Raw genomic sequence first — 25,367 nt, 5'->3', positions numbered from 1 at the left:
TCCGATGAAACCGCTCTCCACCGCCGCCCCGCTGTTGGTCGCCGCTGCCATGCTGGTCGCCGCCGCCGCCCCGCCCCCGGCCGTGCTGCCGCCCGCGCTGCCATGGTCGGGTGCCAGCGAGAAGCTGGTGGTTCCGGCCGGCGATCCCTGGATCACCCCCGCCGAAGCCGCCGGTTTTCGCACCACGCCGGGCTACGACGAGGTGGGCGCCTGGCTTCGCAAGCTGGCCGAGGCATCGCCGCTCATCACCGTTGAGACGTTCGGCAAGAGCGAGGAGGGCCGTGACCTGCTGTTGGTCCGCGCCAGCAAGGGTGCGGGCGCGGCTCGCCCCGTCGTGCTGGTGCAGGCGGGCATCCATTCCGGCGAGATCGACGGCAAGGATGCCGGACTTATGCTGCTGCGCGACATCGCCTTGCGCGGCAAAGACGATCTGCTGGACAGGGTGGACCTGGTCTTCGTGCCGGTGCTCAACGTGGACGGCCACGAGCGCGCGAGCCCGTGGAATTTCCTGCATGTTCGCGGCCCCGAGGACAAGGGCACTGAGGGCAACGCCAGGAACATCAACCTCAATCGCGACTTTTCCAAGCTCGACACGCCCGAAATTCGCGCGATGGTGGGCTTGCTGCAACGGCTCGATCCGGTGCTCTATATAGACTGCCACGTCAGCGGCGGCTTCGACATGCAGTACGACATCACGTACACTTACGCCGGCTGGGGCAAGTACGCCCGGCACCGCGCCACCGCGAGCTGGCTGGAGCAGCGCTTCGGCCCAGCCGCGCAGGCGGCGCTGACCAAGGCTGGGCATGAGCCGATCGTCTATCCCAGCCCGATCGATACGCGCGCGCCGGAGAAGGGCATCCGCTACGCTCCCGAAGGCCCGCGCTACTCGACGGGCTACGGCGATTTCATCGGCGTGCCGACCGTGCTGGTCGAAAACCACATGCTCAAGCCCTACCGCCAGCGCGTTCTCGGCACTTACGTCCTGCTGGAAGCGGCCCTGAAGCTGGCGGCGCAGGATGCCGGCCGCATCGCCGCAGCCAAGGCGGCAGACCGGGCGGAGCGTCCGGCGCAACTGCTCACCCGCTGGAAGCCGTCGCCAGCGCCGATCGGCTGGGTGGACCAATTCAAGGGCGTGGCTTTCGAGACGTACCGCTCAGCCGCCACCGGCCGGATGGAGCAGCGCTGGACCGGGCGACCGATCACGTTCCGCATGCCGATCATCGGCCAGGATCCGGTCGAATCCGTGCGCTTGCCCAAGGCCTGGCTGGTGCCGCCCGCCTATCGCGAGGTGATCGAGAAGCTGCGTCTTCACGGCATCCGCATGGAGACGCTGGAAGCCGCGCGCACGCTCTCGGTCGATACCGTGCGGCTTCACGAGACGAAGCTGGCCCGGCAGCACGACGGCCGAATCCCGCTGGAAGCCCGCTTCGAGCATGAGCGGAGCGAGGCGACGGTTCCGGCAGGCACCGTGCGCGTGGTTTCGGACCAGCCTCTCGGCCTGCTGGCGGCAGCGCTGCTGGAACCGGAGAGCCAGGACAGCTTCCTGGCCTGGGGCCTGTTCCCCGAAGTGCTGTCCGCGCCTGCGGGCACCGAGGATTTCGTCATCGCCCCGATCCTCGACGCCCTGCTGGCGGCAAATGCGCCCCTGCGCGAGGAGTTCGACAGGAAACTGGCCGCGGAGCCAGGCTTCGCCGCCGATCCGAACGCGAGAACGGCGTGGCTGAGCGAACGCCTGCCGCATCGCGATGCGTTCGCCGGGGTCTATCCGGTCAAACGGGAGCTTTGAGCTTCGGGGGAGCGCGAGGCTTCGCGCTCCCTCAAGTGTGCCGGCCGGTCAGGCCCTGCCGCTCTGCTTGCCATCCAGGCGTCTTTGCAGGAAGGCCAGGACCAGCGCTTCTTCCGGGCGCAGATCGCCGATATCCTCGCGCAGTTCGCGCTCCACTTCCTGCTCGATCTCCAGCACCAGCGCCTCTTCCATGTAGCTGTCGATCACCTCGGGGTGGATGTAGCAGCGGCGGCATATGGCGGGCGTATTGCCCAGCCGCGACGCCACCTGCTCGATCGCGGTGCGCACATTACGCTTGGCGGCGGCCTCGCTGTCGAACTTCTCGAACTCCGCAAGGGCAAGGGCGGCCAGCACCGTGCCCGTCCAGGTGCGGAAGTCCTTTGCGCTTACGTCGCTCTCGCTGATCTCGCGCAAATAGGCGTTGACGTCGGTGGACGTCACCTCGCGCTGCGTTCCCTCCTCGTCGAGGTACTGGAACAAGTGCTGCCCCGGCAGTTCCTGGCTCTGCTTGACGATCCTGGCGACGCGGCGGTCGGCCAGGCTGAGGTTCCATTGCTTGCCGCTCTTGCCCTTGAAGCGGAACCGCAATTCGTTGCCTGCGATCTTCACGTGCCTGTCGTTGAGCGTGGTCAGGCCGTAGCTCTTGTTCTGCTTCGCGTAATCGGCATTGCCGACGCGGATCATGGTGGTTTCCAGCAGCCGCACGATCGTGGCCAGCACCTTTTCACGGGGAAGGCCGCGCCGTCTCAAGTCGGCATCGATCCTCTCGCGTATCGCCGGCAGCGCCTTGGCGAACTCCAGCATGTGTTCATACTTGGTGCTGTCGCGCACTTCGCGGAAGCGGGTGTGGTAGCGATACTGCTTGCGACCGCGCGCGTCGCGGCCGGTGGCCTGGATATGGCCGTTCCCATCGGGGCAGATCCAGACATCGGTATAGGCCGGAGGAATGCCGATGCGCCGGATACGATCGATCTCGGCCTTGTCGCTGATCCGCTTTCCGTCGGGCTTGCGGTAGGACCACCCCTTGCCGCTCTTGCGCCGCGTGATGCCGGGCTCCTGATCGTTGACATAGACCAGGCCGACACTTTGCGCGGCGTCGCTGGGATCGACGATATCGGGAATGGCCGGGTTCTGGTCTTCCGTTTTCGGAGTTCTGCTCATGCGCCCTAAACGCGCGGGCCGAGAAGGGTTTCCCATGCCGTCCCGGCGCGGTAGGCAGCTCTCATGCGAAGGATTTTTGAATCGGATGCAAAGGCGCCGCCCGGCGCCGACCGGGCGCGGTCGCTGGAGGTGTTCTCCACGGTCGCGGCGGAGGGCAGCTTTTCCGCGGCCGGGCGATTGCTGGGGCTCACGCCTTCGGCGGTCAGCCGCACGGTGGACCGGATCGAGGCCCGGCTGGGCGTTCGCCTGCTGCTTCGCACGACGCGTGCGCTGTCGCTGACGGCCGAGGGACAGGCCTATCTCGGCGCCGCGCGGCGGATTCTGGCCGATCTCGATGAGGCCGAGCAGGCCATCGCCGATCGCGGAACCCCGCGTGGCCGCTTGCGCATCAGCGTGTCGCACGCCCATGGCCGCCTGGCCATCATTCCGCTGCTAGGCGAGTTCGGCCGGCGCTACCCGCATATCCTGGTGGATATCGGCGTGAGCGACCGGCTGGTAGACGTGGCGGCGGGCGAGGCGGATGTCGCGATCCGCTTTGGCCCATTGGCGGACAGTTCGCTCACCGCGCGCAAGTTGAGCGAAAACCGCCGCGTGATCGTGGCCGCGCCCAACTATCTTGCGCGGCACGGCACGCCGCTGGTGCCGGAGGACCTGCTCGAACACAATTGCCTGAACTTCAACTTCCGCCGCGCCGAGCCGGTCTGGCCGTTCCGCCGCGACGGGCGCGACTACGCGCTGAGCGTGCGCGGCACGATCGAGGCGAACAACGGCGAAACCCTGGGCCAGCTTGCGGCGGACGGGGTGGGCATCACCCGTGTCGGCCGGTTCAGCGTGGTGGAGGAGATCGCGTCGGGGCGCCTCGTTCCGGTGCTGGAGGACTACAATCCCGGCGACGTGGAACTGGTCCACGCCGTTTTCGCGGGCGGCGCGAACATGCCGGCGCGGGTGCGGGTCTTCGTGGATTTCCTGAGCGAAAGGTTGCGCTAGGAGATGTTTGAAAATTCGCGGAACGCGAATTTCGCGGCACCGGCCCGCGCCCCCACCCTACCACCCAACGGTAGTATCCTGCGGGTGGTAGGGTGGGGGCGCCTGAGGACTACGGGGGGCCGGTGCCGCTCTAAAATGCCCCTAGGGTGCCGTGCTTCGTTTTGTCTAGCAAAATGCTGGAGAATGTTGAAGGAGGCTCGGGATTGCATCGACAGGGCCCGGTGGTAACGGGCATCACGAGTTTTTGACGCGCCGGTTCGGCGCGAGAGCAAGGTATGAGCATGATCAGCCTCGAAGGCGTAGGCAAGGAGTTCGGCGGTGCCCATGCGGCCCTGACCGGCGTCGATCTGGAAATCGCACGTGGTGAAGTGTTCGGCATCATCGGCCGTTCGGGCGCCGGGAAGTCCACGCTCGTCCGGTTGCTGAACGGATTGGAGCGGCCCACCACGGGGCGCGTGCTGATCGACGGTACCGATGTCGCTGCCCTGTCCGCCGAGGGCCTGCGCTCCCTGCGTTCGCGCGTGGGCATGATCTTCCAGAACTTCGGCCTGCTCTGGTCGCGCACGGTGTTCGACAACGTGGCGCTGCCGCTGCGGATCGGCGGTGCCTCGCGCAGCGAAATCGCGGCGAAAGTGCCGGCCCTGCTCGACCGCGTGGGCCTGTCCGACCATGGCGCCAAATATCCCGCGCAGCTTTCGGGCGGCCAGAAGCAGCGGGTGGGCATTGCCCGCGCCTTGGCCACCGATCCGGAAATCCTCCTCTGCGATGAGGCGACCAGCGCACTCGACCCCGAAACGACGCGCAACATCCTCGACCTCATAGCCGACCTCAACCGCGAACTGGGCTTGACGATCGTCCTGATCACCCACGAGATGGAAGTCGTCCGCCAGGTCTGCGACAGGGTGGTGGTGCTGCACGCGGGCCGCGTCGTGGAGACCGGCAGCGTCGCGGACGTGTTCCTTCGTCCCCGTGCCAGTGAAACGCGGGCGCTGATCGACGAGACGACCGAACATGCGCAGCCTTCCGGATTCGACGGGCCGATCGTCAGGCTCACCCTGCACGGGCAGGCGGTGCTGGACCCGGTGCTGACCCGCATCGCGCGGGATACCGGCACCGATTTCATCATCCTCGACGGCCGGATCGGCCGGTTGAAGAACACCAGTTTCGGCAGGCTTACCCTGGGGCTGCTCGGAGGCGACACGGATCGTGCCATCGCGGCGCTGCGCCGGGAGGGCGAGGTCGAATGAGCGGCTTTTTCAGTAATGTGGACTGGAGCGAGATCGCCCAGGCCTGTCTCGATACCCTGGCGATGCTGGGCGGCTCGCTGGCCCTGACGATCCTGCTCGGCCTGCCGCTGGGCGTGCTGCTGTTCCTGACCGGGGCGGGGCAGCCCTGGGCCAACCGGCTGGGGAACGGCGTGCTAGCGCTGCTCGTCAATCTCGTGCGCTCGCTGCCCTTCATCATCCTGCTGATCGTGATGATACCCTTGACCGTGATCCTGGTGGGCACTTCGCTGGGCGTCGCCGGCGCGATCCCGCCGCTGGTGATCGCGGCGGCACCGTTCTTTGCGCGACTGGTGGAAACGGCGTTGCGCGAAGTGGATCGCAATACGGTGGAGGCCGTCCAGTCCATGGGCGCAACCACGCGCGACCTGGTGTTCCGGGCGCTCCTGCCGGAAGCCCTGCCCGGCATCATCGCCGCCACCACGGTGACCGCCATCACGCTGATCTCGTTCACCGCCATGGCGGGAGCGGTCGGCGCGGGCGGGCTGGGCGATCTCGCGATCCGTTTCGGATATCAGCGTTTCCAGACCGATGTCATGCTGGTAACCGTAGTGCTCCTGCTCGCCATGGTTCAGCTTCTCCAAGTGGCCGGAGACCGTCTGGTCCGGCACTTCACACGCAAATAGGATTTCCGATGCAACGACGCCTGCTCCTCGCCGCCATGGCCACGCTGATCCTTGCCGGTTGCGGCAAGTCGGGCAGTGCCGGCGATCCCAACGTGCTGACGGTCGCCGCAACGGCGGTGCCCCATGCCGAGATCCTGGAGTTCGTGAAGCCTGCTCTCGCCAAGCAGGGCCTCAAGCTCGATGTGCGGGTGTTCAACGACTACGTGCAGCCGAACGTGCAGGTGTCCGAGGGCAGGATCGACGTGAACTACTTCGAGACGGGCCCCTACCTGGAAGAGTTCAACAAGGCGAAAGGCACGAATCTGGTGCCTCTCGCGGGCATTCACATCGAGCCGTTCGGCGCCTATTCGCGCAAGTGGAAGAAGATCGACGAACTGCCGAACGGCGCCACCGTGGCCATTCCCAACGAGCCGAGCAACAGCGGCCGGGCGCTCCAGCTCCTGGCCCACGCCGGGCTGATCACGCTCAAGGATCCGGGGAGCATGACGGCCACGCCGCAGGATGTCGTGCAGAACCGCAAGAACCTCAAGTTCCGCGAGATCGAGGCGGCCACCCTGCCGCGCGTGCTGGGTGAGGTGGACATGGCGATGATCAACACGAACTATGCGCTCGACGCGGGGCTCAATCCCAACAAGGACGCGCTGCTGATCGAGGGTAAGGACAGCCCTTACGTGAACTTCGTGGTCGGCACCGAAAAGGCGCGGAAAGACCCGCGCGTGGAAAAGCTGATCGCCGCCTTGCGCAGCCCCGAGGTGAAGGACTTCATCGCGCGCAAGTATGCCGGCGCCGTGGTGCCGGCTTTCTGAAGGATTTGCCTCTTTTCCGCCGATCGGCAACAAGATCATGGTTGTCGAATGCGGGGGCAATGTGATCGGGTTTGAAAATGCGCTCCTCTCCGGCTGACGGATTGGCTTCTCGCGCGGAGCAGGACGCGCGGCAAGCGCTGGCGGGCGGCGATCTGGCCGGCGCGGCGGCTGCGGCGAAGCGGCTGGTCGAACACGCTCCGGATCGCGGCGAGGGCTACTTTCTGCTGGGCATGGCTTTGGCCGAAGGGGGGCATGTCGGGAAAGCGATTTCCCTGATCGAAGCCGCCGCCGAACGGGGGGGCGATGCCGAGCATCTGGCGCAGCTGGCGAAGCTGCTGGTGCTGGCCCGGCGCGACGGCGAGGCGGCGGTTACCGCGCGCCGGGCCATGGCGGCGGGGCCACGCGATCCGCTTACCTTCGACACGATCGGTTGCGTTCTGGTACGGCTGGGAGATCACGGGGGATCGCTCGCCCCGTTCGAGCAGGCGGTTGCGGGCGAGCCGGACAACGGGGAATACCGCTACAATCTTGCGGCCGCGAGCGCGTTTACCGGCAAGGTCGCGCAGGCGCGCGTGCATTACGAGACGATCCTCGCGCGCGATCCCGGCAATGCGCGGGTGCACTATGCGCTGGCGATCCTGTCGCGTCAGTCGGCAGAGGCCAATCACATCGAGCGTCTGGAAACGGCGCTGGGATCGGCCCGCAGCCCGGGCGATGCGCTGCGGCTGCGCTATGCGCTCGCAAAGGAACTGGAGGATCTCGGCAGAACGACCGATTCGCTGCACCATCTTTCCACCGCCAACGATGCGCAGAAGGCGGCGCTTGGCTACGACTTCGCGCAGGACAGCGCGATATTCGATGCGATCGAAGCGTTGTTCGGCGAAGGACCGCTTCAGGCGGAGGCCGGCAGGCCGATCGGTTCAGGCAGCGACGAAGCGCCGATTTTCATTGTCGGCATGCCGCGTACCGGCACCACGCTGGTGGACCGCATCCTGTCCTCTCACCCGCAGGTGGAAGCGGCGGGCGAGTTGCAGGCGATGCCGCTGGCCGTGAAGAAACTTGCGGGAACGCCGTCGCGCCGGGTTCTCGATCCCGAAACCATGGCCGCCGGCAATACGCTCGATCCGGCGGCGCTGGGCGAGGCCTACCTCGCGCAGGCGAGGGTGCATTGCCGCCAGGGCAAACCCCGGTTTACGGACAAGCTTCCGGCCAACTTCCTCTACATCGGCCATATCCTGCGCGCGCTGCCCCATGCCCGCGTGGTGTGCCTGCGCCGCAATCCGCTCGACACGATCTGGAGCAACTACAAGAACCTGTTTGCCAGCCAGTCGGCCTATTACGCCTATTCCTACGACCTCATGGACACGGCCCGCTACTACGCGCGCTTCGACCGGTTGATGGCCTTGTGGGAGAAATATCGACCCGGCGCGGTGCTGCAACTCTCCTACGAAGGGCTGGTTGCGGATCAGGAAGGGCAGACGCGCCGACTGCTGGCGCATTGCGGGCTGGAGTGGGATCCGGTCTGCCTCGCGTTCCATGAAAACCGGGCCGCCGTGGCCACGCCCAGCGCGGCGCAAGTGCGTCGGCCTATCAACAGCGATGGGATCGGCAAGTGGCGCGCCTATGCGGCAGCGCTGGAACCGGCGCGACGTTGGCTGGAGGAACGGGGCATCGCCACCGAATAGGGCGTGTGGGGATCCAGCCCATACGCCCTGAAAAGCGGCAGGGGCCGCCGCCCTTTCGGGTGACGACCCCTGCCGTACTCGGTGTCCTGCGGGTATCAGTACTTGATACGCGCTTCCACACCCACCGTGCGCGGATTCAGCACCGTCTGGCGATAGTAGCGCGAAACGACACCGTCGTTGACGCCGATGCGCGAGCGATCCTGGCCCACCGAGACGACGGCGTACTTGTCGAAGATGTTGTTGGCGAAGAGACTTACGGTGTACTTGTCGGTCTCGTACGACAGGGTTGCCCGGTGCAGGACGTAGCCGGGGATCTTGTCGCCATAGCCGCGGTCCCAGCCGATGCGGGAGACGACGTTGCCGCGATAGGTCGCCGTCCAGTTGGCGCTGACGATGCCCTCGCCAACGGGAACGGTGTAAGTTGCCCCGAGGCTGCCGGAATTCTTGGCCGATCCGGGCAGGCGATCGCCTGACAGGGCATCGAGCTGGGTGAATTTCGGGCGTCCATCGTAGTTGTTCGGCGTCGTACGGATGGTGATGATGCCGGGCACGTCCTCGGTCAGCTTGGCATCGGTGTAGGAATAGCTGCCCTGAATCGCCAGCGCGGGTACCGGCCGGAACTGGAACGAGGTTTCGAAGCCCTGGGACTTGGCCGAACCGCCGTTCACCGTGATCCCGGTAACGCCGTAGTACGTAGCGGAATCCACCTGGATGCCGTCCCATTTGATATGGAAGACGTCGAAGTTGAACGACAGCTTGCGGTCGAACAACTGCATGCGCATGCCGATTTCGGCATTCTTCGTCTTGTCGGGACCGTACTGGACCTCGTTCGGCAGCGCGCAGGCGTTCTGCTGGTCGGCGGGGACGGGATCGGGGCAGGGGGCGACGCGGTTCGGGCCGCCGATGCGATAACCCCTGCTGTAAGTGGCATAGACCATGAGGTCCGGCGTGAAGTTGTAGGAAGTGTTGAGCTTCCATACCCAGCCGTCCTTCTTCGCCTCGCCGCCCGCGGCATCGACGTCATAGGGGCTGAGCGGATCGCCCAGCAGCGGCAGCACCAGGGCACCGGCGACATCGGAGGTATACTTGAAGTATCGCGCGCCGCCCGTCACCTGCCATTCCGGCGTGATCTTCAGCGTGCCTTCACCGAAGATCGCCTTCTCGGTGATCTTCGACTTGGTATAGCTCACATATTCGAGATCGTCGGGATTGCCGGTGATGCCGTAGAAGTCGGACAGACCTGGGGTGTGTTCGGCATAGTCGTTGTGATACTTCTGACGGTTGTAGAAGCCGCCCAGGACCCAGTTGAACGGACCGCCGTGGCGTGAGACCAGGCGGATTTCCTGGTTGAACTGCTTGCGGCGGCCGTCGCTCTCGTTCCAGCTCGAAAATGCCGGGAACAGCTCGTAGTCGTAGTCGAGATCGAGCAGCAGGTCGGTGTTGTCGGCCTGCGAGCGCGTCCGCACGTTGGTGTAGGCGGTGGTCGATACCAGGTCGACGATGTCGGCAATGTTGGCATTCAGCTCCATGCTGGCAAGGTGCGCGCGGCGGTTTACCGGTTCTTCGTAGCGGCTGGCGTTCTGGTACTTGCCGGTGCCCATCACGCCCGCGCTGTTGGACTGGGCGCCTTCGGTCTTGGTGCGCTGGAAGGCGTAAGTGAAGATCGCCTTCAGGTCTTCGCTGGTCTGGAGCAGCAGCTGGTTGCGCGTGGTGAAGGTGCGCTCGAAGTTCAAGTCCTTGCTGCGCCGGAGGTTCGCGGCGAATTCCTCGCGGGTGACGCCGTCGGTGCCGCCGGGCTGGGGCAGTGAAACGCCCGGCGTCTGGAGCAGGAGCGGATAGTCGATGAAGCCGGGATCGTAGTAGTAGCCGGTGGCGGAACGGAAGGCGACGTGATCGCGAACCAGCGGAATGTTGATCATCCCGTCCGCCTGGTAACCGAAGTTGTCGGAGTGGCCCTTGGCGTAGAGGCGGCCGTGACCTTCGGCTTCCCAGGCGTCCACGTTCGGGCGGTTCGGAATGTAGCGGATCGCGCCGGCCAGCGTGCCCAGGCCATAGAGCGTGCCCTGCGGCCCCAGCAGGGTTTCGACGCGGGCGATGTCCAGCAGCTTGAAGTCGTAATAGAGTGGAACTTCGCCCAGGTAGATGCCCAGCGAGTCATCGTAGTTCGACCCGCCGGAAGCCACATCCGAAGCGTTGAGGCCGCGCAGCACGATCGATCCGGTCGATCCCGGCCCCGTGTCGGAGATCGTGAGGCCCGGCGTGAAATCGGCCAGATCGCGCACGTCGTCCACGCGCTGCCGTTTCAGTTCCTCGGCACCCATGGCGGAAATATTGATCGGCGTATCCATGATCGTGGTGGCGCGGCGGGTGCCGGTGACGACGATGGCGTCCCCGGTATCCACCGTTTCCGCCGCGTCCTGCGCCAGCGCGGGCATGGCGCCCACAGTGCCGGTTATGATCGTCGCGGACAGCAGGGCTGCCCTCATTTTCGCGCGATGTGTCATGTGCTTCCCTGTCCTTGGTTCGAGGCTCTCCGTGGCCCGGCCTGCCTGCGCCGGAGCTGTCGGATGCCGCTTGTCGTTATGACGGCCGGCCATCTTCGCGGATGTTGCGCCGGTGCGTCTCTGGTTTCCGATACTGCCTGGCGGCGGCTCGGATCGTTTGCGTCAGGCCGTCCGGCTCAATTTGCCGTGGCCGAATTTCCGGCTCTCTTCCCCTTCCAGGCCGCAATCGCGGGCTGGAAGGGGAAGAGGAACTGCTCCCGGATCGACAGTCGCCTCAGATCGTCCTGACCGACCACGCTGGCCTCGCCCGCGCGATAGGTTCCGAACAGGCGGTCCAGGAGGATCAGCGAATTGGCATAGTTGCAGCGCGTGCTCTCGTAGTCCGTGGAATGATGCAGGCTGTGATGGCGGATCGTGGTGAAGATCAGCGAATAGAAGCCGGGCGGATCGGCGCGGACGTTCGCATGGGCGAACGTGGAAACCGCACCCAGCACGTTGATCCCGCAGAAGACCGCCGCGAGGGGCAGGTCGAACAGCGCCAGAACGCTGAGGCTGATCAGGAACAGTTCGATCGGATTGCCGACGTAGCCCTTCGCGGCGTTGAGCTGGGTGATGTGATGGTGCGGCGCGTGCGTCAGCCAGAAAGGCGTGAAATTGTGCATCAGGCGATGCATCCAGTACTGGCCGAACTCGATGATGAAGATCACCATCGCGACTTGCACCAGGAACGGCAGGTGCATCGCCCATTCCGTGGAGATGCCGATCGAGGCCTTGAGTGCCTTCAGCGGCTCTTCGGCCAGCGTCGTCGAGGCCCAGGCTATCGCCGTTGCGCCGAGCACCACGTAAAAGAGATCGGTGAAGAACTCGCGCCGGTTCATGCGCCAGCCTGCGTGGCGCTCGTTGATACGTTCCAGCCCCAACACGCTCAGGGTGATCAGCGAGGCCACGGCGATCAGCGTCCACGGCGCTTCGATCAGTCCCTTCGGCGCCAGACCCCAGAACGCGACGATGGCGAGGACATAGACGGCCGGAATCAGGTCGAAGAGCGTCTGCTTCACGGACTTGCCGGTTCGGCGAGGAAGCGAATGTCCGTTATGCGACGCGCCGTCCTGCGGATCGACGCCCGAGAGAACCGTACAGGAGATTGGCAGTTGTTCCATCGAAAACCCCCCTCCAGGCCAGTGGACCGGCCTGTTGCTACAGTTGCTCTCTCCCGGATTTCCGTCGCTCTGCCAGGCGACTTGATACACGGTATGGATATTACATTTCGCGTCAAGAGTATTAATTCGCTTTGATGCGGTTTCGGCGGCAATCGCATGTAAAGGCCGGAAATCTGCCGGTTGCTGGTTGGCCGGCAAGTGTCGCTGCCGCAGCGTTATCGGTCTCAAGCGCCGGATTTGCGATCAGAGCAAGCAACCGATTCGCCACCGCCGGTCAATCGTAGCGATAGGGATTGCGGTCGATCGTCGTCGTTCCACGCGTCTGGTTGCAGAGAAACACGGTTCCGGTGAAGTAAATGCCCGGTTCGGTGATCTTCTGTGCATGGGCATAGGCCTCTCGCAACTGCTGGACGGTCATCTCGACCGGTGCCTCGTCCGGCTGCCAGGTCATGCCATAGGCGTAGTCCTGCCCGTCCGTGCTGATCTCCACATGGCAACCCATCACGTGCGTCACCGGATGGGTATCGCAGAACTGGATCAGTCGCTTCATGCTGTCGAACCACGGTTGCCAGAAGCTGATGTAGCACCGGCCGCGGTAGAACATGTCGCCGGTGTAGAGAATCTGCGTGTAGCTGTCGTAATAGGCGAATTCGGAAACGACATGGCCGGGAGAGCCCCAGATCAGGATCTCCCGGCCGCCCAGATCGAGCGTGATCCGTTCCTCCGGGTAGTTCCTCATGCCCCAGAATCCGACCATTTCCTCGTGCGTCAATCCCATGCAGCGGGTGTTCGGGCGGTCCGCGAACTGGTTGGTGGCCGCGTAGTGGTCGGCATGAAGGTGGCTGAACGCGACCAGAAGCTCCAGGCTCGCGGGATCGCGACGGTTGCGGCGGCACCATTCCTCGATGCATTGGTCCACGACAGCGCGGTAGTCGCAGTCGTTTCGCAGTTGAACGTAGCCTTCGTCGAGCAATAGCACCCGGTCGTTGCCGAAATAGAGCGGGGCGAAGGGCGCCTCGTAGCTATAGGCCTTGTTCTGGCGCAGGATCGCCGTATGCGGGTCGTACCAGTGCACCTGCACGGGCGGGTCGGTATTGTCCATGCAGGACGACGATCCGCAGATCCATCGCTTCGGGAACGTGCCCTTCGCGGGAAGATCGCTGCGGAAATCGATCGGCGCGGGCCGGGTTGCGGCCGAGACGGATGTCGCGGTTGCCGTAAGCGCGGCTCCGGTCAGCGGAACGGCGGCGATGGCGGCATTGTGGGCAAGGAACGTGCGGCGATCCATCATGGAGTTCCTGATGTTCGAAAAGGTCAGAACGGGTGGGGCGCGTCGATCCTGGGCACGCCTTCGGGCCAGACCTTGGTTCTCTGGTCGGGGCTGACGCCGTTGAACAGCGCGAAGTCGGGCCTGATCAGCATCATGTCCTTGCCCTGCACCGCGCGCGCATGGACGATCGCCTCGTCGATGAGGTCGGGCGTCATTTCCAGCACCCGCTCATAGGGTTTGTAGGTGGCGAAGCGCGGGTAATAGCGGCCCGGAACGAACATCATCTCGACATGTCCGCCGAGTAGCCATTTGATCGGTTTGGTGGCGGCGAAGGTCTTGAGGCGCTCCAGCGAGGCCAGGAAATCGCGGTCGTTGCCGATGTTGATCTTGCCGGGAAACAGGAGATCGCCGGTGAAGAGGAGATCGCAGTACGGATCGTAGAAGCTGACGCCGTCCTTGTGCGTGCCGGGCGTGGGTATCACCTCAATCACGCGGTTGCCCAGGTCGATGCGGCCCGTGCCCGAGGGCCATGTGCCGCCGAGACCGTAGAATTGCTTCATCGCTGCGAGCGGCTTCGGGACGATCGTGGTTTCGGGACGCCCGGCGAACTGCACCAGGCCCTGGTTCTGCGCGGTATCTTCTCCCGATGTCAGCGCGACCGTGAGCGGCAGCGAAGCACGCCCGCGCGCCTGGCACCAGCGGGAGATGATGGCATCGACGGTCTCGCGCAGCGGATAATGCCGCGCATTCGCCGTGGCGCCGGTATCGATCAGCAATGCCCCGGAATTGCCGAACAGCAGGTAGGTGAACGGCGCTTCCCAATGGACGCAGACGTTCTGGCGCAGCACGAAGGTGTCTTCGTTGTATTGCACCACCTGGACGCGCGGATCGCGGTTCTTCGCCGCGACATTCGAGCCGTAGGTCCAGCGGAACGAGAGGCTTCCCGGAGCCGGTCCGTCGCAGGCATAGTCATGGACGACCGGCTGCGAGCGATGAAGCGGAACCACGCTATCGGTATGGCGCACGCCGGGAAGGTTGTATCCCAGCGCGATGTTGCCGTTGGGATACGTGGGTCGCGCCGGCGGCTGTACCGCAGGCGTAGGACTGCTTGTTGAATCTTGCGCCACGGATGGTCCCCGAACTGCCCGCACCATGGCGACAACGGTATCGATAATACGTTTCGGCGCAATGGTAATAAATCGATGGCCCTCATCGATAGCGTTTATGGGCGCTCTTCGTTCGGCATGGCCTGGGCGGCGCGCTCTGGACGGATCGCGCGGCGGCCGGTAGTCATGGAGCCGATGTATCGCACGATTGTGACCCCGATTGTTGTCCCGGCCGAAAGGGATGCCGCGTGAGCAGCGACGCCGCCAATCTCGCTCGGCTCAGCATGAGCTTGCCCGCCGACCTGTTCCGCCAGCTCGACATGATGGTGGAGGAGCGCGGCTTGCCTTCGCGTTCGCAACTGATCGCGGAACTGATTCGCCACGCCCTGGCCGAGCATGAGGCGCTGACCCGGCCGGAGGAGATGCTGGCGGGTACGATCACCCTGGTCTATCGCGGCGATCGCGGGCGGGTGCGCCAGCAACTGGCGCAAAGCCAGGCGGAATACCTGAAGGAAGTGATCTCTTCGCAGCATGTCTTCCTGGAGGACGACCAGTCGCTGGAAGTGCTGCTGGTGCAGGGTCCGGCCGCGCGCCTCAAGGAATTGTGCGACGCCCTGCGCGCGATCCGCGGTGTGCATCAGCTTGAGCTGGTCACTACCACCGCGCTGCTCCCGCCGCTGCATGACAAAGGCGCGGCCAAGCGTCCCGCGCGGCGTCCGCGCAAGGCGGCAAGCGAAGCCCTCGCCTGAAATCCCCACCGATGGAACCGACGGCCGGATAAACCGGCTGCACAGGGTATTACGAAAATTAAAAACTGTAATATTTTGGGATGGACAACGTCTTCGAATGCGGCAATGCTGCATTGCGAAAGGGGACCGAGTCATGATCGTATCGATCCGCAGCATTGCCAGAGCCACGCTGATGGCCGGGTTGCTTGCCACCGCCGCCTGCTCGCAGGGACCGAGCGAAGCGACCAAGCGCACGGAATTCAATATCGGATGGTCGATCTATGCGGGCTGGATGCCCTGGCCCTATGCCCAGCAGGCCGGTATCGTGAAGAAGTGGGCCGACAAGTACGGGCTCAAGATCAATATCGTCCAGGTCAACGACTACGTCGAATCGGTCAACCAGTACACGGCGGGCAAGCTTGACGGCGTGACCGTGGCGAACATGGACGCGCTGACGATCCCTGCTGCGGGCGGCAAGGATACCAGCGCGATCATCGTCGGCGACTATTCGAACGGCAACGACGGCATCCTGATGAAGGGCGGCGACCTCAAGACGATCAAGGGGCAGTCGGTCAACCTCGTCGAGCTTTCGGTTTCGCACTACGTGCTTGCACGCGGACTCAATTCTGCGGGTCTTCAGCTCAAGGACGTTAAAACGGTCAATACCGGGGATGCCGATATCGTCGGCGCCTTCGCCAGCCCGGACGTCAAGGTTGCTGTGGCGTGGAACCCGCAGCTCAATGCGATGAAGGCGCAGCCGGGCGCGAAGCTCGTCTTCAGCTCCGCCGACATTCCGGGCGAAATTCTTGATCTGCTCTGCGTCGATACCGCCACGCTCAAGGCCAATCCGAACCTCGGCAAGGCGCTGGCGGGTATCTGGTACGAGACGACGGCGCTGATGGTCCGCCAGGACGCAGAGGGCAAGGCGGCCCGCGCGGCCATGGCCAAGCTGGCAGGCGCGACGCCCGAATCCTTCGACAGCCAGCTCAGCACCACTTTCCTCTATTCCGATCCGAAGGCCGCCGTGGCCGCTGCCGACGCTCCGGCTCTCGTCACGACGATGACGCGGGTGCGCGATTTCAGTTTCTCCAAGGGGCTGTTCAAGGGCGCGACTTCGGCCGACGCGGTGGGCATGTCCTTCCCCGGTGGCAAGACGCTGGGCGACGCACAGCGTGTGACGCTGCGCTTCGACGACAGCTTCATGAAGATGGCGGCCGACGGCAAGCTTTGAGGGGGTGTTCGAAAGTGCCCGTCCCGGGCATTTTCGAACGGGCTCCACCGGGTCATCGAGCGGCTCGAAGTGCAATAATCAAAACAGGACCATGACAATGCGCTGGGTGAATCGTCAGGTCGGGCGAGGGGGGCGAGTGCTCCTCGGCGCAGTGCCGATCCTGCTGTTGCTGCTGATCTACATCGTCGTGGCGGCGAACCGCCATGCGATGAACCCGGCGGACAAGATCCTGCCGCTTCCCGGCGCCATGGCGCAAAGCATGTCTGCGCTGCTGTTCGTGCCGGACCAGCTTACCGGGCAACTGGTGTTCTGGGCCGATACCCTGGCCAGCCTCCAGCGCCTCGGCATCGGTCTGGGCATTTCCACACTCATGGCACTCACGGTAGGGCTGGCGCTGGGCGTACTGCCGCCGGTGCGGGCCACGTTCGGCCCGCTGGTCACCGGCATTGCCGTCATCCCGCCGATCGCGCTCCTGCCGATCCTGTTCATTGCGCTTGGCCTTGGCGAGACCGCCAAAGTCGCGCTGATCGTGGTGGGCATCGCGCCGGTCATGATCCGCGATATCGCCGCTCATGTCGGCGCCTTGCCGCGCGAGCAGATCATCAAGGCGCTGACCCTCGGCGCCAACAGCTGGCAGGTCATGATCCGCGTCGCCCTGCCGCAGGCCATGCCGCGCCTGCTCCATGCCATCCGCCTGGCGCTGGGCCCGGCCTGGGTCTTCCTGATCTCGGCCGAGGCGATCGCATCGGACGTGGGCCTCGGCTACCGCATCTTCCTGGTCCGCCGCTATCTCTCGATGGACGTGATCCTGCCCTATGTCGCCTGGATCGCGCTTCTGGCCATCCTGATGGACCTGGCGCTCACTTTCCTCAGCCGCCGGCTGTTTCCCTGGGCCCATGGAGAAAGCCATTGAGCACTTTGCTGAGCTTTCGCGATGTCTGGGTCGAATATGGCGACCGGATCATCATCGAGAAGCTGAACCTCGAAATCGAGGAAGGCTCCTTCGTTTCCATCGTCGGCCCCTCGGGCGCGGGCAAGAGCAGTTTCCTGCGCCTGATCCTGGGGCAGGAAGGGCCGAGCCAGGGCGCGATCCTGATGGACGGCGTGCCCCTGAAGCCCGAATGCGGCCCCGATCGGGGCGTCGTTTTCCAGCGCTATTCGGTGTTCCCGCATCTTACCGCGCTGCGCAACACGATCCTGGGCATGGAGTGCGAGAAGGCGCCTGTGTTCGGCCGCCTGTTCGGCAGTGCCCGCCGTGCCGCCGAGGAGGAGGCGAGGGAAATGCTGACGGCCGTGGGCCTGGGGCACAGTCTCGACCTCTATCCCGCGCAGATGTCGGGCGGCATGCAGCAGCGTCTGGCGATTGCGCAGGCGCTGGTGAAACGGCCGCGCATCCTCCTGCTGGACGAGCCGTTCGGCGCGCTCGACCCCGGCATCCGCGCCGACATGCACAAGCTGATCCGCAGCCTCTGGCGCGAGCGGGCGCTGACCATCGTCATGGTGACGCACGATATCCGCGAGGCCTTTACGCTCGGAACCCGCGTCCTTGCGCTCGACAAGCGCCGTCACGACCCGCACGCGCCGCACCGTTTCGGCGCCACGGTGGTCTACGACCTGCCGATGCGCGATCGGCCCGAAGAGGAAATCGACGAAGCCGGAATTATTACGATTGACGTAAATAGTAATAACTGAAAAGAGAGTGGGCATGGGCTCCGATTCCACCGGCCTGGCGCGGCTCAGCATGAGCCTCCCGGCAGATCTCTTCAGACAGCTTGACCTGATGGTGGCGGAACGCGGCCTGCCTTCCCGCTCCCAGCTCATTGCCGAATTGATCCGCCACGCGCTGACGGAACACGGATCGCTCATGCACCCGGAGGAGATGTTCGCCGGGACCATAACCCTGGTCTACCGCAGCGAGCGCGGCCGGGTGCGGCACCAGCTTTCGCAGACGCAGGCCGGTTATTTGAAGGAAGTGATCTCCTCGCAGCATGTCGTGCTGGAGGACGATCAGTCGCTTGAAGTTCTTCTCGTGCAGGGTCCGGCAGCAAGACTGAAGGAACTCTGCGACGCCATTCGCCGGGTGCGCGGGGTGCAGCAGCTAGAGCTCGTCACCACCACCGCCCTTCTGCCGCCGCTCTACGACCCCAGCGGCGAAGACATTACCAGCATCGGAGCGCATTCATGACCCAGACCCTGGCCGATCCGCTTGCCGCGCGGGACCATGCGCGGGCCCAGGGCGGCACCGTTGTCGAGAGCATGCCGGTGCTGCCCCCGGTGGCGGACGATCTGCCCGGCGATGTGTCCCCTGCCGACCTCGTGTGGGAAGAGACGATCGCCGCAGGCGGCTATGCCACGCGGCGGCTGTCGCGCGGTTCGCGCCTGCGCCTGATCGACCTGCACGGCGATGCATGCGCCTCGCTGCTGGTCTTCAATGCCGAGCTGCCGAACGAGCGGCTCAACGTAGCCGATACGGTAAAGGTCCAGTGGAACGCCTATCTGGGCGCGGGAAAACTGCTCCTGTCCGACATGGGCCGGGTGCTGTTCAGTATTCTCGCTGACGATGCCGGTACGCATGACACGTTCTGCGGCACGTCCAACCCCGCAACCAACGCCGCGAAGTACGGCGAAGGCCGCAATAGCGGTGCCTTTCCCAGCGGGCGCGACAGGTTCCTCCTCGGTGCCGCCAAGCATGGCCTCGGCCGCCGCGACGTTCACCCTTGCGTGAACCTGTTCAAGGGCGCGAAGATCGAGGCCGACGGCACGATCACGCCCGAAGTCGGCCCCTTCGCACCCGGCCGCAGCGTGGTCCTGCGCGCGGAAATGGACGTGATCGTGGTGATCGCCAATGTCCCCCACGTCCTCGACCCGCGCGCGGAATGGAGCGTCACGCCGCTGCGCGCCACGGCCTGGCGGGGACCGGTGACTGCTGAGGACGATCCCGTCCGGGGCGCCACGCCCGAAGGCCTGCGCGCCTTCACCAATGTCGAAGACTACTTCCGCCGCTGAAAGGACACGCGATCATGAGCACCGATCCCCACATGTCCGGCCTCACCGGTACTGTCGTCCACGACGTGGTCGTTCCCGCCCGCGCGCCATGGCTGCACCACGTCAAGGCCGGTCAGACGCTGCGCATCGTCGATCTCGAAGGCAACCAGGCCGTCGACTTCTTGCTCTATTCGGCAGCCGACGATGCCGAGCGCTACAGCGCGCAGGACACGGTCTCGGCACAGGGCAACCTGTTCCTGCGGGCGGGCACCAAGCTGCTTTCCAACGAAGGCAATGCGCTGATGACGATCGCCGCCACCTCGGTCGATTACCATGACACCATCGGCGGCGCCTGTTCCTGCGAATCGAATACCTTGCGCTACGGCCACCACACCAAGGCGGAACACGCCTGCGTCGAGAACTTCCTGGAGGCCAACCTCCTCGAAGGGCGCGGCAAGCGGGACATCGTCTCCAACATCAACTTCTTCATGAACGTACCGGTCGAGCCGGACGGGTCGCTGGGCATCGTCGACGGAATATCCGCGCCGGGCCTGACTGTTGACCTGCGGGCGGAAATGGACGTCGTCGTCGTCGTCTCCAACTGCCCGCAGGTCAACAACCCCTGCAACGGCTTCAACCCCACCCCCGTTCGCATGATCGTCGTCGCATGAGCTTCGACACGGTTCTGATCGCCAACCGAGGCGCGATCGCCACCCGCATCATTCGCACCCTGCGCCGCATGGGCCTGAAGTCGGTCGCCGTCTATTCCGAGGCGGACGAAGGCTCGAACCATGTTTCGGAAGCGGACGAGGCCGTGCTGATCGGCCCGGCCAAAGCTTCCGAAAGCTACCTGAACATCGCCGCGATCCTGGATGCGGCGAAGAAGACTGGGGCCGGGGCTATCCATCCCGGCTACGGCTTCCTGGCCGAGAACGTCGAGTTCGCCGAAGCCTGCGCCGAGGCGGGGATCGTCTTCATCGGCCCGACGCCCGACAACATCCGCACGTTCGGCCTCAAGCACAGCGCCCGCGCACTCGCTGCCGATCATGGCGTGCCGCTGGCGCCGGGTACCGGCCTGCTGACGGACGAGGAAGAGGCCGTGGCCGCCGCCGCCGGTATCGAATATCCGGTGATCCTCAAGGCGACCGCCGGGGGCGGCGGCATCGGCATGAAAGTCTGCGAGAACGAGGCGGACTTGCGCGAAGGCTTTGCCACCGTCGCGCGCCTTGGCCTCAGCAATTTCGGTGATGCCAGCGTCTTCCTGGAACGCTACGTGCGCCGCGCTCGGCACATCGAGGTGCAGCTGTTCGGGGACGGCGAGGGCCGCGTCATGGCGCTTGGCGAGCGCGATTGCTCGCTCCAGCGCCGCAACCAGAAAGTGGTCGAGGAAGCTCCCGCGCCGCTGCTGCCGCAGCATGTCCGCGCGGAACTCATCGCCTCGGCCGTGCGCCTGGGCGAGGCGGCACGCTATCGCTCGGCAGGCACCGTGGAATACCTCTACGACGCCGACCGCGAGGAGTTCTTCTTCCTGGAGATGAACACCCGCCTCCAGGTCGAGCACGGCGTGACCGAAGAGGTCATGGGCATCGACCTCGTCGAATGGATGGTGCGCGGCGGGGCGGGCGACTTCGCCTTCCTCGAAGGGCCGGCTCCTAGCCCCAAGGGTCATTCGGTGCAGATGCGCCTCTATGCCGAGGATCCCTCGCTGGACTATCGGCCGACTTCGGGCCAGCTTACCTGCGTCGAGTTCCCCGAGGACATCCGCGTCGAAACCTGGTGCTCGTCCGGCAGCACGGTCAGCGCCTGGTACGATCCGATGCTGGCCAAGCTGATCGTCCATGCTCCGACCCGCGAGGAAGCCGTGGCGGCGGCGCAGGCCGCGATCGACCGCAGCCGGATCGACGGCATCGAGACCAATGTGCGCTGGCTGCGCGATGTCGTCCGCTCGCCCGCCTTCACCAGTGGCGAAGTCTCGACCCGCGTGCTCGATGCCATCGCCTATCACCCCCGCTCGATCCGCGTGGTCAGCGGCGGCACCGCGACGACGGTGCAGGATTGGCCGGGCCGCCAGAAGCTCTGGGGCGTGGGCGTGCCGCCTTCGGGACCGATGGACGACCAGTCGTTCCGCCTCGGCAACCGCCTGCTCGGCAACCCCGAAGGCACCGAGGGATTGGAGGTCACCGTCACCGGGCCGACCCTTTCTTTCGTATCAGAGGCGCGGGTCTGCCTGATGGGCGCCGATTTCGGCGCGACCCTGGACGGGGTTCCGGTCTCGCGCGGCGTGCCGATCGATATTGCGGCGGGCCAGACGCTGGCGCTCGGCCGGGCTTCGACCGGCGGGCTTCGCGGCTACATCCTGTTCGCGGGCGGGCTCGACATCGCGCCCTATCTGGGCAGCCGCAGTACCTTCGAACTCGGCCAGTTCGGCGGCCACGCCGCGCGGCGCCTGCTGGCGGGCGATACGCTGCACCTCGCCGGAGAGGCCACGGGATCTACACTGCCCGCTGTGGACTTGCCCGAGATCGGCACCGACTGGACCCTGCGCGTCCTCTACGGCCCGCACGGCGCCCCGGACTTCTTCACCGGAGAGGATGTCGAGACGTTCCTCGGCGCCGAGTGGAAGGTCCATTACAACTCCAACCGCACCGGCGTGCGCCTGATCGGCCCGAAGCCGCGCTGGGCGCGCAGCGACGGCGGCGAAGCGGGCTTGCACCCCTCCAACATCCACGACAATCCCTATGCCATCGGCGCGGTGGACTTCACCGGCGACATGCCGATCATTTTGGGACCGGATGGCCCGTCGTTGGGCGGCTTCGTCTGTCCTTTCGTTGTGATCGCCGCCGACCGCTGGAAGATCGGGCAACTGACTCCGGGCGACCGCCTGCGCTTCGCGCCCGTCACGATCGAAGACGCCATCGCAGCTGAAACCGCCCAGCGCGAGCTGGTGGCGACCGGAGCGCCGCCGGCGCCGTCGCCTGTGCGCGCCGTTGCGGATCTTTCGCCCATTCTCGGGGAGATTCCGGAAGCACCAGGCCGTCCGCGCACGGTCTATCGTCAGCAGGGCGACCGCAACATCCTGGTCGAGTACGGCCCGATCGTCCTCGACATCGAACTGCGCATCCGCGTCCATGCGCTGATGACGGAGCTGGAGCGGCTGGCGCTGCCGGGCGTGATCGACATCGTACCGGGTATCCGTTCGCTCCAGCTGCATTTCGACGGCGCGGCGCTGACGCAGCAGGCGGCGCTGGCCGCTCTGATCGCGGCGGAGGAGCGGCTGGGCAACCTGGAGGATTTCGCGATCCCTTCGCGGATCGTCCACTTGCCGCTCAGCTGGCGCGATCCCGCCACGATCGAGACGATCGAGAAGTACATGGCCACCGTGCGCGACGATGCGCCCTGGTGCCCGGACAATATCGAGTTCATCCGCCGCATCAACGGCATGCGTGATCAGGCCGCGGTGGAGAACCTGATTTTCGAGGCCAACTACCTCGTCATGGGCCTGGGCGACGTCTATCTCGGCGCGCCCGTGGCAACCCCGGTCGATCCGCGCCACCGGCTGGTCACCACGAAGTACAACCCGGCCCGCACCTGGACCCCGCCCAACGTGGTGGGCATCGGCGGCGCCTATATGTGCATCTACGGGATGGAAGGGCCGGGCGGCTACCAGCTGTTCGGGCGCACGCTTCAGGTCTGGAACACCTATCGCCAGACCGATGCCTTCACCGAAGGCAAGCCCTGGCTCCTGCGCTTCTTCGACCAGATCCGCTTCTATCCGGTTACGCCTGAGGAACTGGCCGACTGGCGCCGTGAATTCCCGACCGGACGCCGCTCGATCCGCATCGAGCCTTCCGAGTTCCGCCTGTCCGACTACCGCGCCTTCCTGGCCGAGAACGCTGCAGGCATCGCGCAGTTCGAGGAAACGCGGAAGGCCGCCTTCGATGCCGAGCGTGAGGAATGGCAGCGGCGCGGCGAGTTCGACCATGTCGCGAAGCTGGAGGAGGCCGACGCGCCTGTGGAGGCGGCGATCGTCCTGCCGGAGGGTTCGGATCTGGTGGAAGCACCCTATGGCGGCAGCGTCGCGCGGCTGCTGGTCGCGGCGGGCGACCGTATCGAGGCAGGCGACAAGATCGCGGTAATCGAGGCGATGAAGATGGAATGTCCGGTAGAAAGCCCCGGCAGCGGGACGGTGGAAGCGCTCTACATGCGGGAAGGGCAGTCCTTGCAGCCCGGCGCGCCGATGCTTGCCTTGCGGAGGCACGCATGACCGTGCTGAACCGCCAGAGCGCAAACCGCATCGCCGCTGCCGTCAGGACGGGCGAGACCACGGCCGTAGCCGTGGCCGAGGATGCCTTTGCCCGCATCGAAGCCTACGACGCCGTCCAGCCGCAGATCTGGATCAGCCGGGCCAGCCGCGAGGACCTGCTGACTGCCGCCCGCGCCGTCGATGCGCGCGTTGCGGCGGGCGAGGACTTGCCGCTGGCCGGTGTGCCTTTCGCGGTGAAGGACAATATCGACGTCGCCGGTTTCGAGACGACGGCGGCCTGCCCGGCCTTCGCCTACGAGCCCGAAGCCGACGCGGGCGTGATCGAGCGATTGTTGGCGGCCGGCGCGGTCTGCGTGGGCAAGACCAACCTCGACCAGTTCGCCACCGGGCTCAATGGCTCGCGCAGTCCTTATGGCATTCCGCGTAATGCTTCGAACCTCGCCTATGTCAGCGGCGGGTCCAGCTCGGGCTCGTCGATCGCGGTGGCGGCGGGGCTGGTGCCCTTTGCGCTCGGCACCGATACGGCGGGATCGGGCCGCGTGCCCGCTGCGTTCAATCACCTGATCGGCATGAAGCCCACCAAGGGCCGCTGGTCCACGCGGGGTCTGGTCCCCGCCTGCCGCACCATCGACTGCATCACCGTCTTCACCGACGACACCGCCGATGCGCGTCTGGTGGACGCGGTGCTGGCCGGTTTCGATGTGGCCGATCCCTATTCAAAGGCTCTGGCCGACGAACCCCTTACCGTGAAGCGCATCGGCGTGCCGCGTCGCGAGCAGCGGGTGTTCTTCGGCGATGTCGAATCCGAATATCTCTACGATCAGGCGCTGGAGACGCTGGCCGGTTTGGGCGAGATCGTCGAAATCGACCTGGCCCCGCTGCTAGAGGCCGCGCAATTGCTCTACGGCGGCCCCTGGGTGGCCGAGCGCACCGCCGCGATGGAAGGCATCCTGGCCAGCAACCCGCGTGCCGTCGATCCGACCGTGCGCGCGGTGGTGGAGCCGGGCAAGGACATGAGCGCGGTCGAGCTGTTCAACGGCATCTATCGCATGGCCGATCTGAAGCGCCATGCCGACCTGCTGTGGGGCGAGATCGACATGCTGGCTTTCCCCACGACGGGGGCGACCTACCGCGTGGCCGAGATGCTGGCCGCGCCGGTGGCGCTCAACAGCAATCTCGGGCTCTACACCAATTTCGTGAACCTGCTGGACATGGCCGCGCTGGCGGTTCCGGCGGGCATCCGGGCCAATGCCACGGGCTTCGGGATCACCCTGATCGGTCCCGCCGATACCGACCGCGCCCTGCTGGACGTGGCGGACGCCTACCTTGCGGTCGCGGATCTTCCCGCGCCGCCCCCACTCGATCTGGAGGGAAAGATGCAGACCGTGAAACTCGCCGTCGTCGGAGCGCACTTGAAGGACATGCCGCTGCACTGGCAGCTCACCTCGCGCGAGGCCGAATTCGTCGGCGCGTTCGAGACGGCGCCCAGCTACAAGCTCTACGCCATTGCCGACAGCGTGCCGCCCAAGCCCGCGCTGGTGCATGACGAAGACGGTGCGGCGATCAAGGTGGAAGTCTACGAACTGGGCGTGGCCGAATTCGGCAGCTTCACCGTGGACGTTCCCGCACCGCTCGCGATCGGCAACGTGACGCTGGCAGACGGCACTACCGTCAAGGGCTTCGTCTCCGAACCGCGCGCGCTGAACGGGGCCGAGGACATCACGCATCTTGGCGGCTGGCGCGCCTATATCGCCGGCAAGGCCTGATCCGCACCGTTTATAAAGG

At 65.4% G+C, this 25,367-nt stretch carries 21 protein-coding genes; 16 read left to right on the top strand and 5 right to left on the bottom strand.

Annotated elements, in window-relative coordinates:
* Positions 1-4: 4 nt before the first annotated feature.
* Positions 5-1,786: a M14 family metallopeptidase gene (locus RT424_RS00545; RefSeq protein WP_313433685.1), complete on the top strand. Its 1,782-nt coding sequence runs from the start codon at positions 5-7 to the stop codon at positions 1,784-1,786.
* A 48-nt stretch (positions 1,787-1,834) separates the two neighbouring features.
* On the opposite strand, the gene RT424_RS00540 is transcribed toward RT424_RS00545, so the two are convergent.
* The gene (locus RT424_RS00540; RefSeq protein WP_313433684.1) at positions 1,835-2,947 is read right to left on the bottom strand and encodes a DNA topoisomerase IB; all 1,113 of its coding nucleotides are present in this window, start codon (positions 2,945-2,947) and stop codon (positions 1,835-1,837) included.
* A gap of 63 nt (positions 2,948-3,010) precedes the next feature.
* Here RT424_RS00540 and RT424_RS00535 point away from each other — a divergent pair, with 63 nt between their 5' ends.
* The 5 genes from RT424_RS00535 (at position 3,011) to RT424_RS00515 (ending at position 8,334) form a co-directional block, all read left to right on the top strand.
* Complete coding sequence (locus RT424_RS00535; RefSeq protein WP_313433682.1) at positions 3,011-3,934, top strand: LysR substrate-binding domain-containing protein; 924 nt, start codon at positions 3,011-3,013, stop codon at positions 3,932-3,934.
* A 275-nt stretch (positions 3,935-4,209) separates the two neighbouring features.
* On the top strand, positions 4,210-5,181 hold the full coding sequence (locus RT424_RS00530; RefSeq protein ID WP_313433681.1) for an ATP-binding cassette domain-containing protein: 972 nt from the start codon (positions 4,210-4,212) through the stop codon (positions 5,179-5,181).
* Positions 5,178-5,843: a methionine ABC transporter permease gene (locus tag RT424_RS00525; RefSeq protein WP_313433679.1), complete on the top strand. Its 666-nt coding sequence runs from the start codon at positions 5,178-5,180 to the stop codon at positions 5,841-5,843. The genes RT424_RS00530 and RT424_RS00525 overlap by 4 nt, the downstream gene beginning before the upstream one ends.
* Positions 5,844-5,851: 8 nt before the next feature.
* Positions 5,852-6,649, top strand: a complete 798-nt coding sequence (locus RT424_RS00520; protein WP_313433677.1) for a MetQ/NlpA family ABC transporter substrate-binding protein — start codon at positions 5,852-5,854, stop codon at positions 6,647-6,649.
* Between the two features lie 101 nt (positions 6,650-6,750).
* Positions 6,751-8,334: a tetratricopeptide repeat-containing sulfotransferase family protein gene (locus RT424_RS00515; protein WP_313433676.1), complete on the top strand. Its 1,584-nt coding sequence runs from the start codon at positions 6,751-6,753 to the stop codon at positions 8,332-8,334.
* Positions 8,335-8,429: 95 nt separating this feature from the next.
* On the opposite strand, the gene RT424_RS00510 is transcribed toward RT424_RS00515, so the two are convergent.
* The 4 genes from RT424_RS00510 to RT424_RS00495 all read right to left on the bottom strand — a co-directional run bounded on the left by RT424_RS00510 (position 8,430) and on the right by RT424_RS00495 (position 14,395).
* Complete coding sequence (locus RT424_RS00510) at positions 8,430-10,838, bottom strand: TonB-dependent receptor (protein WP_313433674.1); 2,409 nt, start codon at positions 10,836-10,838, stop codon at positions 8,430-8,432.
* A gap of 176 nt (positions 10,839-11,014) precedes the next feature.
* Positions 11,015-11,998, bottom strand: coding sequence for a sterol desaturase family protein (locus tag RT424_RS00505; RefSeq protein ID WP_313433672.1), 984 nt, complete (start codon positions 11,996-11,998; stop codon positions 11,015-11,017).
* Positions 11,999-12,272: 274 nt separating this feature from the next.
* Positions 12,273-13,286: an MBL fold metallo-hydrolase gene (locus RT424_RS00500; protein ID WP_313433671.1), complete on the bottom strand. Its 1,014-nt coding sequence runs from the start codon at positions 13,284-13,286 to the stop codon at positions 12,273-12,275.
* A 26-nt stretch (positions 13,287-13,312) separates the two neighbouring features.
* A complete protein-coding gene (locus RT424_RS00495) occupies positions 13,313-14,395 on the bottom strand; it encodes an MBL fold metallo-hydrolase (RefSeq protein WP_313433670.1) in 1,083 nt (360 codons plus the stop codon).
* Between the two features lie 75 nt (positions 14,396-14,470).
* Here RT424_RS00495 and RT424_RS00490 point away from each other — a divergent pair, with 75 nt between their 5' ends.
* The 10 genes from RT424_RS00490 to atzF all read left to right on the top strand — a co-directional run bounded on the left by RT424_RS00490 (position 14,471) and on the right by atzF (position 25,348).
* Positions 14,471-14,626 (top strand): hypothetical protein, encoded by a 156-nt coding sequence (locus RT424_RS00490; protein ID WP_313433669.1) that lies wholly within the window; start codon positions 14,471-14,473, stop codon positions 14,624-14,626.
* 32 nt (positions 14,627-14,658) lie between these two features.
* Entirely contained in the window at positions 14,659-15,123 is a 465-nt protein-coding gene (locus RT424_RS00485) for a CopG family ribbon-helix-helix protein (protein ID WP_409521407.1), read from the top strand.
* Positions 15,124-15,256: 133 nt separating this feature from the next.
* Positions 15,257-16,333, top strand: a complete 1,077-nt coding sequence (locus RT424_RS00480) for a putative urea ABC transporter substrate-binding protein (protein ID WP_313433667.1) — start codon at positions 15,257-15,259, stop codon at positions 16,331-16,333.
* Positions 16,334-16,430: 97 nt separating this feature from the next.
* On the top strand, positions 16,431-17,246 hold the full coding sequence (locus RT424_RS00475) for an ABC transporter permease (protein ID WP_313433666.1): 816 nt from the start codon (positions 16,431-16,433) through the stop codon (positions 17,244-17,246).
* Entirely contained in the window at positions 17,243-18,025 is a 783-nt protein-coding gene (locus RT424_RS00470) for an ATP-binding cassette domain-containing protein (RefSeq protein ID WP_313433664.1), read from the top strand. Before RT424_RS00475 ends, RT424_RS00470 begins: the two co-directional genes overlap by 4 nt.
* A 13-nt stretch (positions 18,026-18,038) precedes the next feature.
* On the top strand, positions 18,039-18,518 hold the full coding sequence (locus RT424_RS00465; RefSeq protein ID WP_086492145.1) for a CopG family ribbon-helix-helix protein: 480 nt from the start codon (positions 18,039-18,041) through the stop codon (positions 18,516-18,518).
* Positions 18,515-19,339: an urea amidolyase associated protein UAAP1 gene (locus tag RT424_RS00460; protein WP_313433660.1), complete on the top strand. Its 825-nt coding sequence runs from the start codon at positions 18,515-18,517 to the stop codon at positions 19,337-19,339. The genes RT424_RS00465 and RT424_RS00460 overlap by 4 nt, the downstream gene beginning before the upstream one ends.
* Positions 19,340-19,353: 14 nt before the next feature.
* On the top strand, positions 19,354-19,989 hold the full coding sequence (locus RT424_RS00455) for an urea amidolyase associated protein UAAP2 (protein ID WP_313433659.1): 636 nt from the start codon (positions 19,354-19,356) through the stop codon (positions 19,987-19,989).
* Positions 19,986-23,582, top strand: coding sequence for an urea carboxylase (gene uca, locus RT424_RS00450; protein ID WP_313433658.1), 3,597 nt, complete (start codon positions 19,986-19,988; stop codon positions 23,580-23,582). Before RT424_RS00455 ends, uca begins: the two co-directional genes overlap by 4 nt.
* Positions 23,579-25,348, top strand: a complete 1,770-nt coding sequence (gene atzF, locus RT424_RS00445; RefSeq protein ID WP_313433656.1) for an allophanate hydrolase — start codon at positions 23,579-23,581, stop codon at positions 25,346-25,348. Before uca ends, atzF begins: the two co-directional genes overlap by 4 nt.
* Positions 25,349-25,367 lie beyond the last annotated feature (19 nt).

It is taken from the genome of Novosphingobium sp. (genome assembly GCF_032093395.1).
In the GTDB taxonomy this organism is placed as follows: Bacteria; Pseudomonadota; Alphaproteobacteria; order Sphingomonadales; family Sphingomonadaceae; genus Novosphingobium.
The sequence above is the reverse complement of the archived record's forward strand: the minus strand, read 5'-3'. Positions and strand labels throughout refer to the sequence as shown.

Bases quoted from the DNA above. Each gene is read 5' to 3' on its own strand.
- RT424_RS00545 (WP_313433685.1), top strand. From the start codon at position 5: ATGAAACCGCTCTCCACCGCCGCCCCGCTGTTGGTCGCCGCTGCCATG.
- RT424_RS00540 (WP_313433684.1), bottom strand. From the start codon at position 2,947: ATGAGCAGAACTCCGAAAACGGAAGACCAGAACCCGGCCATTCCCGAT.
- RT424_RS00535 (WP_313433682.1), top strand. From the start codon at position 3,011: ATGCGAAGGATTTTTGAATCGGATGCAAAGGCGCCGCCCGGCGCCGAC.
- RT424_RS00530 (WP_313433681.1), top strand. From the start codon at position 4,210: ATGAGCATGATCAGCCTCGAAGGCGTAGGCAAGGAGTTCGGCGGTGCC.
- RT424_RS00525 (WP_313433679.1), top strand. From the start codon at position 5,178: ATGAGCGGCTTTTTCAGTAATGTGGACTGGAGCGAGATCGCCCAGGCC.
- RT424_RS00520 (WP_313433677.1), top strand. From the start codon at position 5,852: ATGCAACGACGCCTGCTCCTCGCCGCCATGGCCACGCTGATCCTTGCC.
- RT424_RS00510 (WP_313433674.1), bottom strand. From the start codon at position 10,838: ATGACACATCGCGCGAAAATGAGGGCAGCCCTGCTGTCCGCGACGATC.
- RT424_RS00505 (WP_313433672.1), bottom strand. From the start codon at position 11,998: ATGGAACAACTGCCAATCTCCTGTACGGTTCTCTCGGGCGTCGATCCG.
- RT424_RS00500 (WP_313433671.1), bottom strand. From the start codon at position 13,286: ATGGATCGCCGCACGTTCCTTGCCCACAATGCCGCCATCGCCGCCGTT.
- RT424_RS00490 (WP_313433669.1), top strand. From the start codon at position 14,471: ATGGCCCTCATCGATAGCGTTTATGGGCGCTCTTCGTTCGGCATGGCC.
- RT424_RS00485 (WP_409521407.1), top strand. From the start codon at position 14,659: ATGAGCTTGCCCGCCGACCTGTTCCGCCAGCTCGACATGATGGTGGAG.
- RT424_RS00480 (WP_313433667.1), top strand. From the start codon at position 15,257: ATGATCGTATCGATCCGCAGCATTGCCAGAGCCACGCTGATGGCCGGG.
- RT424_RS00475 (WP_313433666.1), top strand. From the start codon at position 16,431: ATGCGCTGGGTGAATCGTCAGGTCGGGCGAGGGGGGCGAGTGCTCCTC.
- RT424_RS00465 (WP_086492145.1), top strand. From the start codon at position 18,039: ATGGGCTCCGATTCCACCGGCCTGGCGCGGCTCAGCATGAGCCTCCCG.
- RT424_RS00460 (WP_313433660.1), top strand. From the start codon at position 18,515: ATGACCCAGACCCTGGCCGATCCGCTTGCCGCGCGGGACCATGCGCGG.
- RT424_RS00455 (WP_313433659.1), top strand. From the start codon at position 19,354: ATGAGCACCGATCCCCACATGTCCGGCCTCACCGGTACTGTCGTCCAC.
- uca (WP_313433658.1), top strand. From the start codon at position 19,986: ATGAGCTTCGACACGGTTCTGATCGCCAACCGAGGCGCGATCGCCACC.
- atzF (WP_313433656.1), top strand. From the start codon at position 23,579: ATGACCGTGCTGAACCGCCAGAGCGCAAACCGCATCGCCGCTGCCGTC.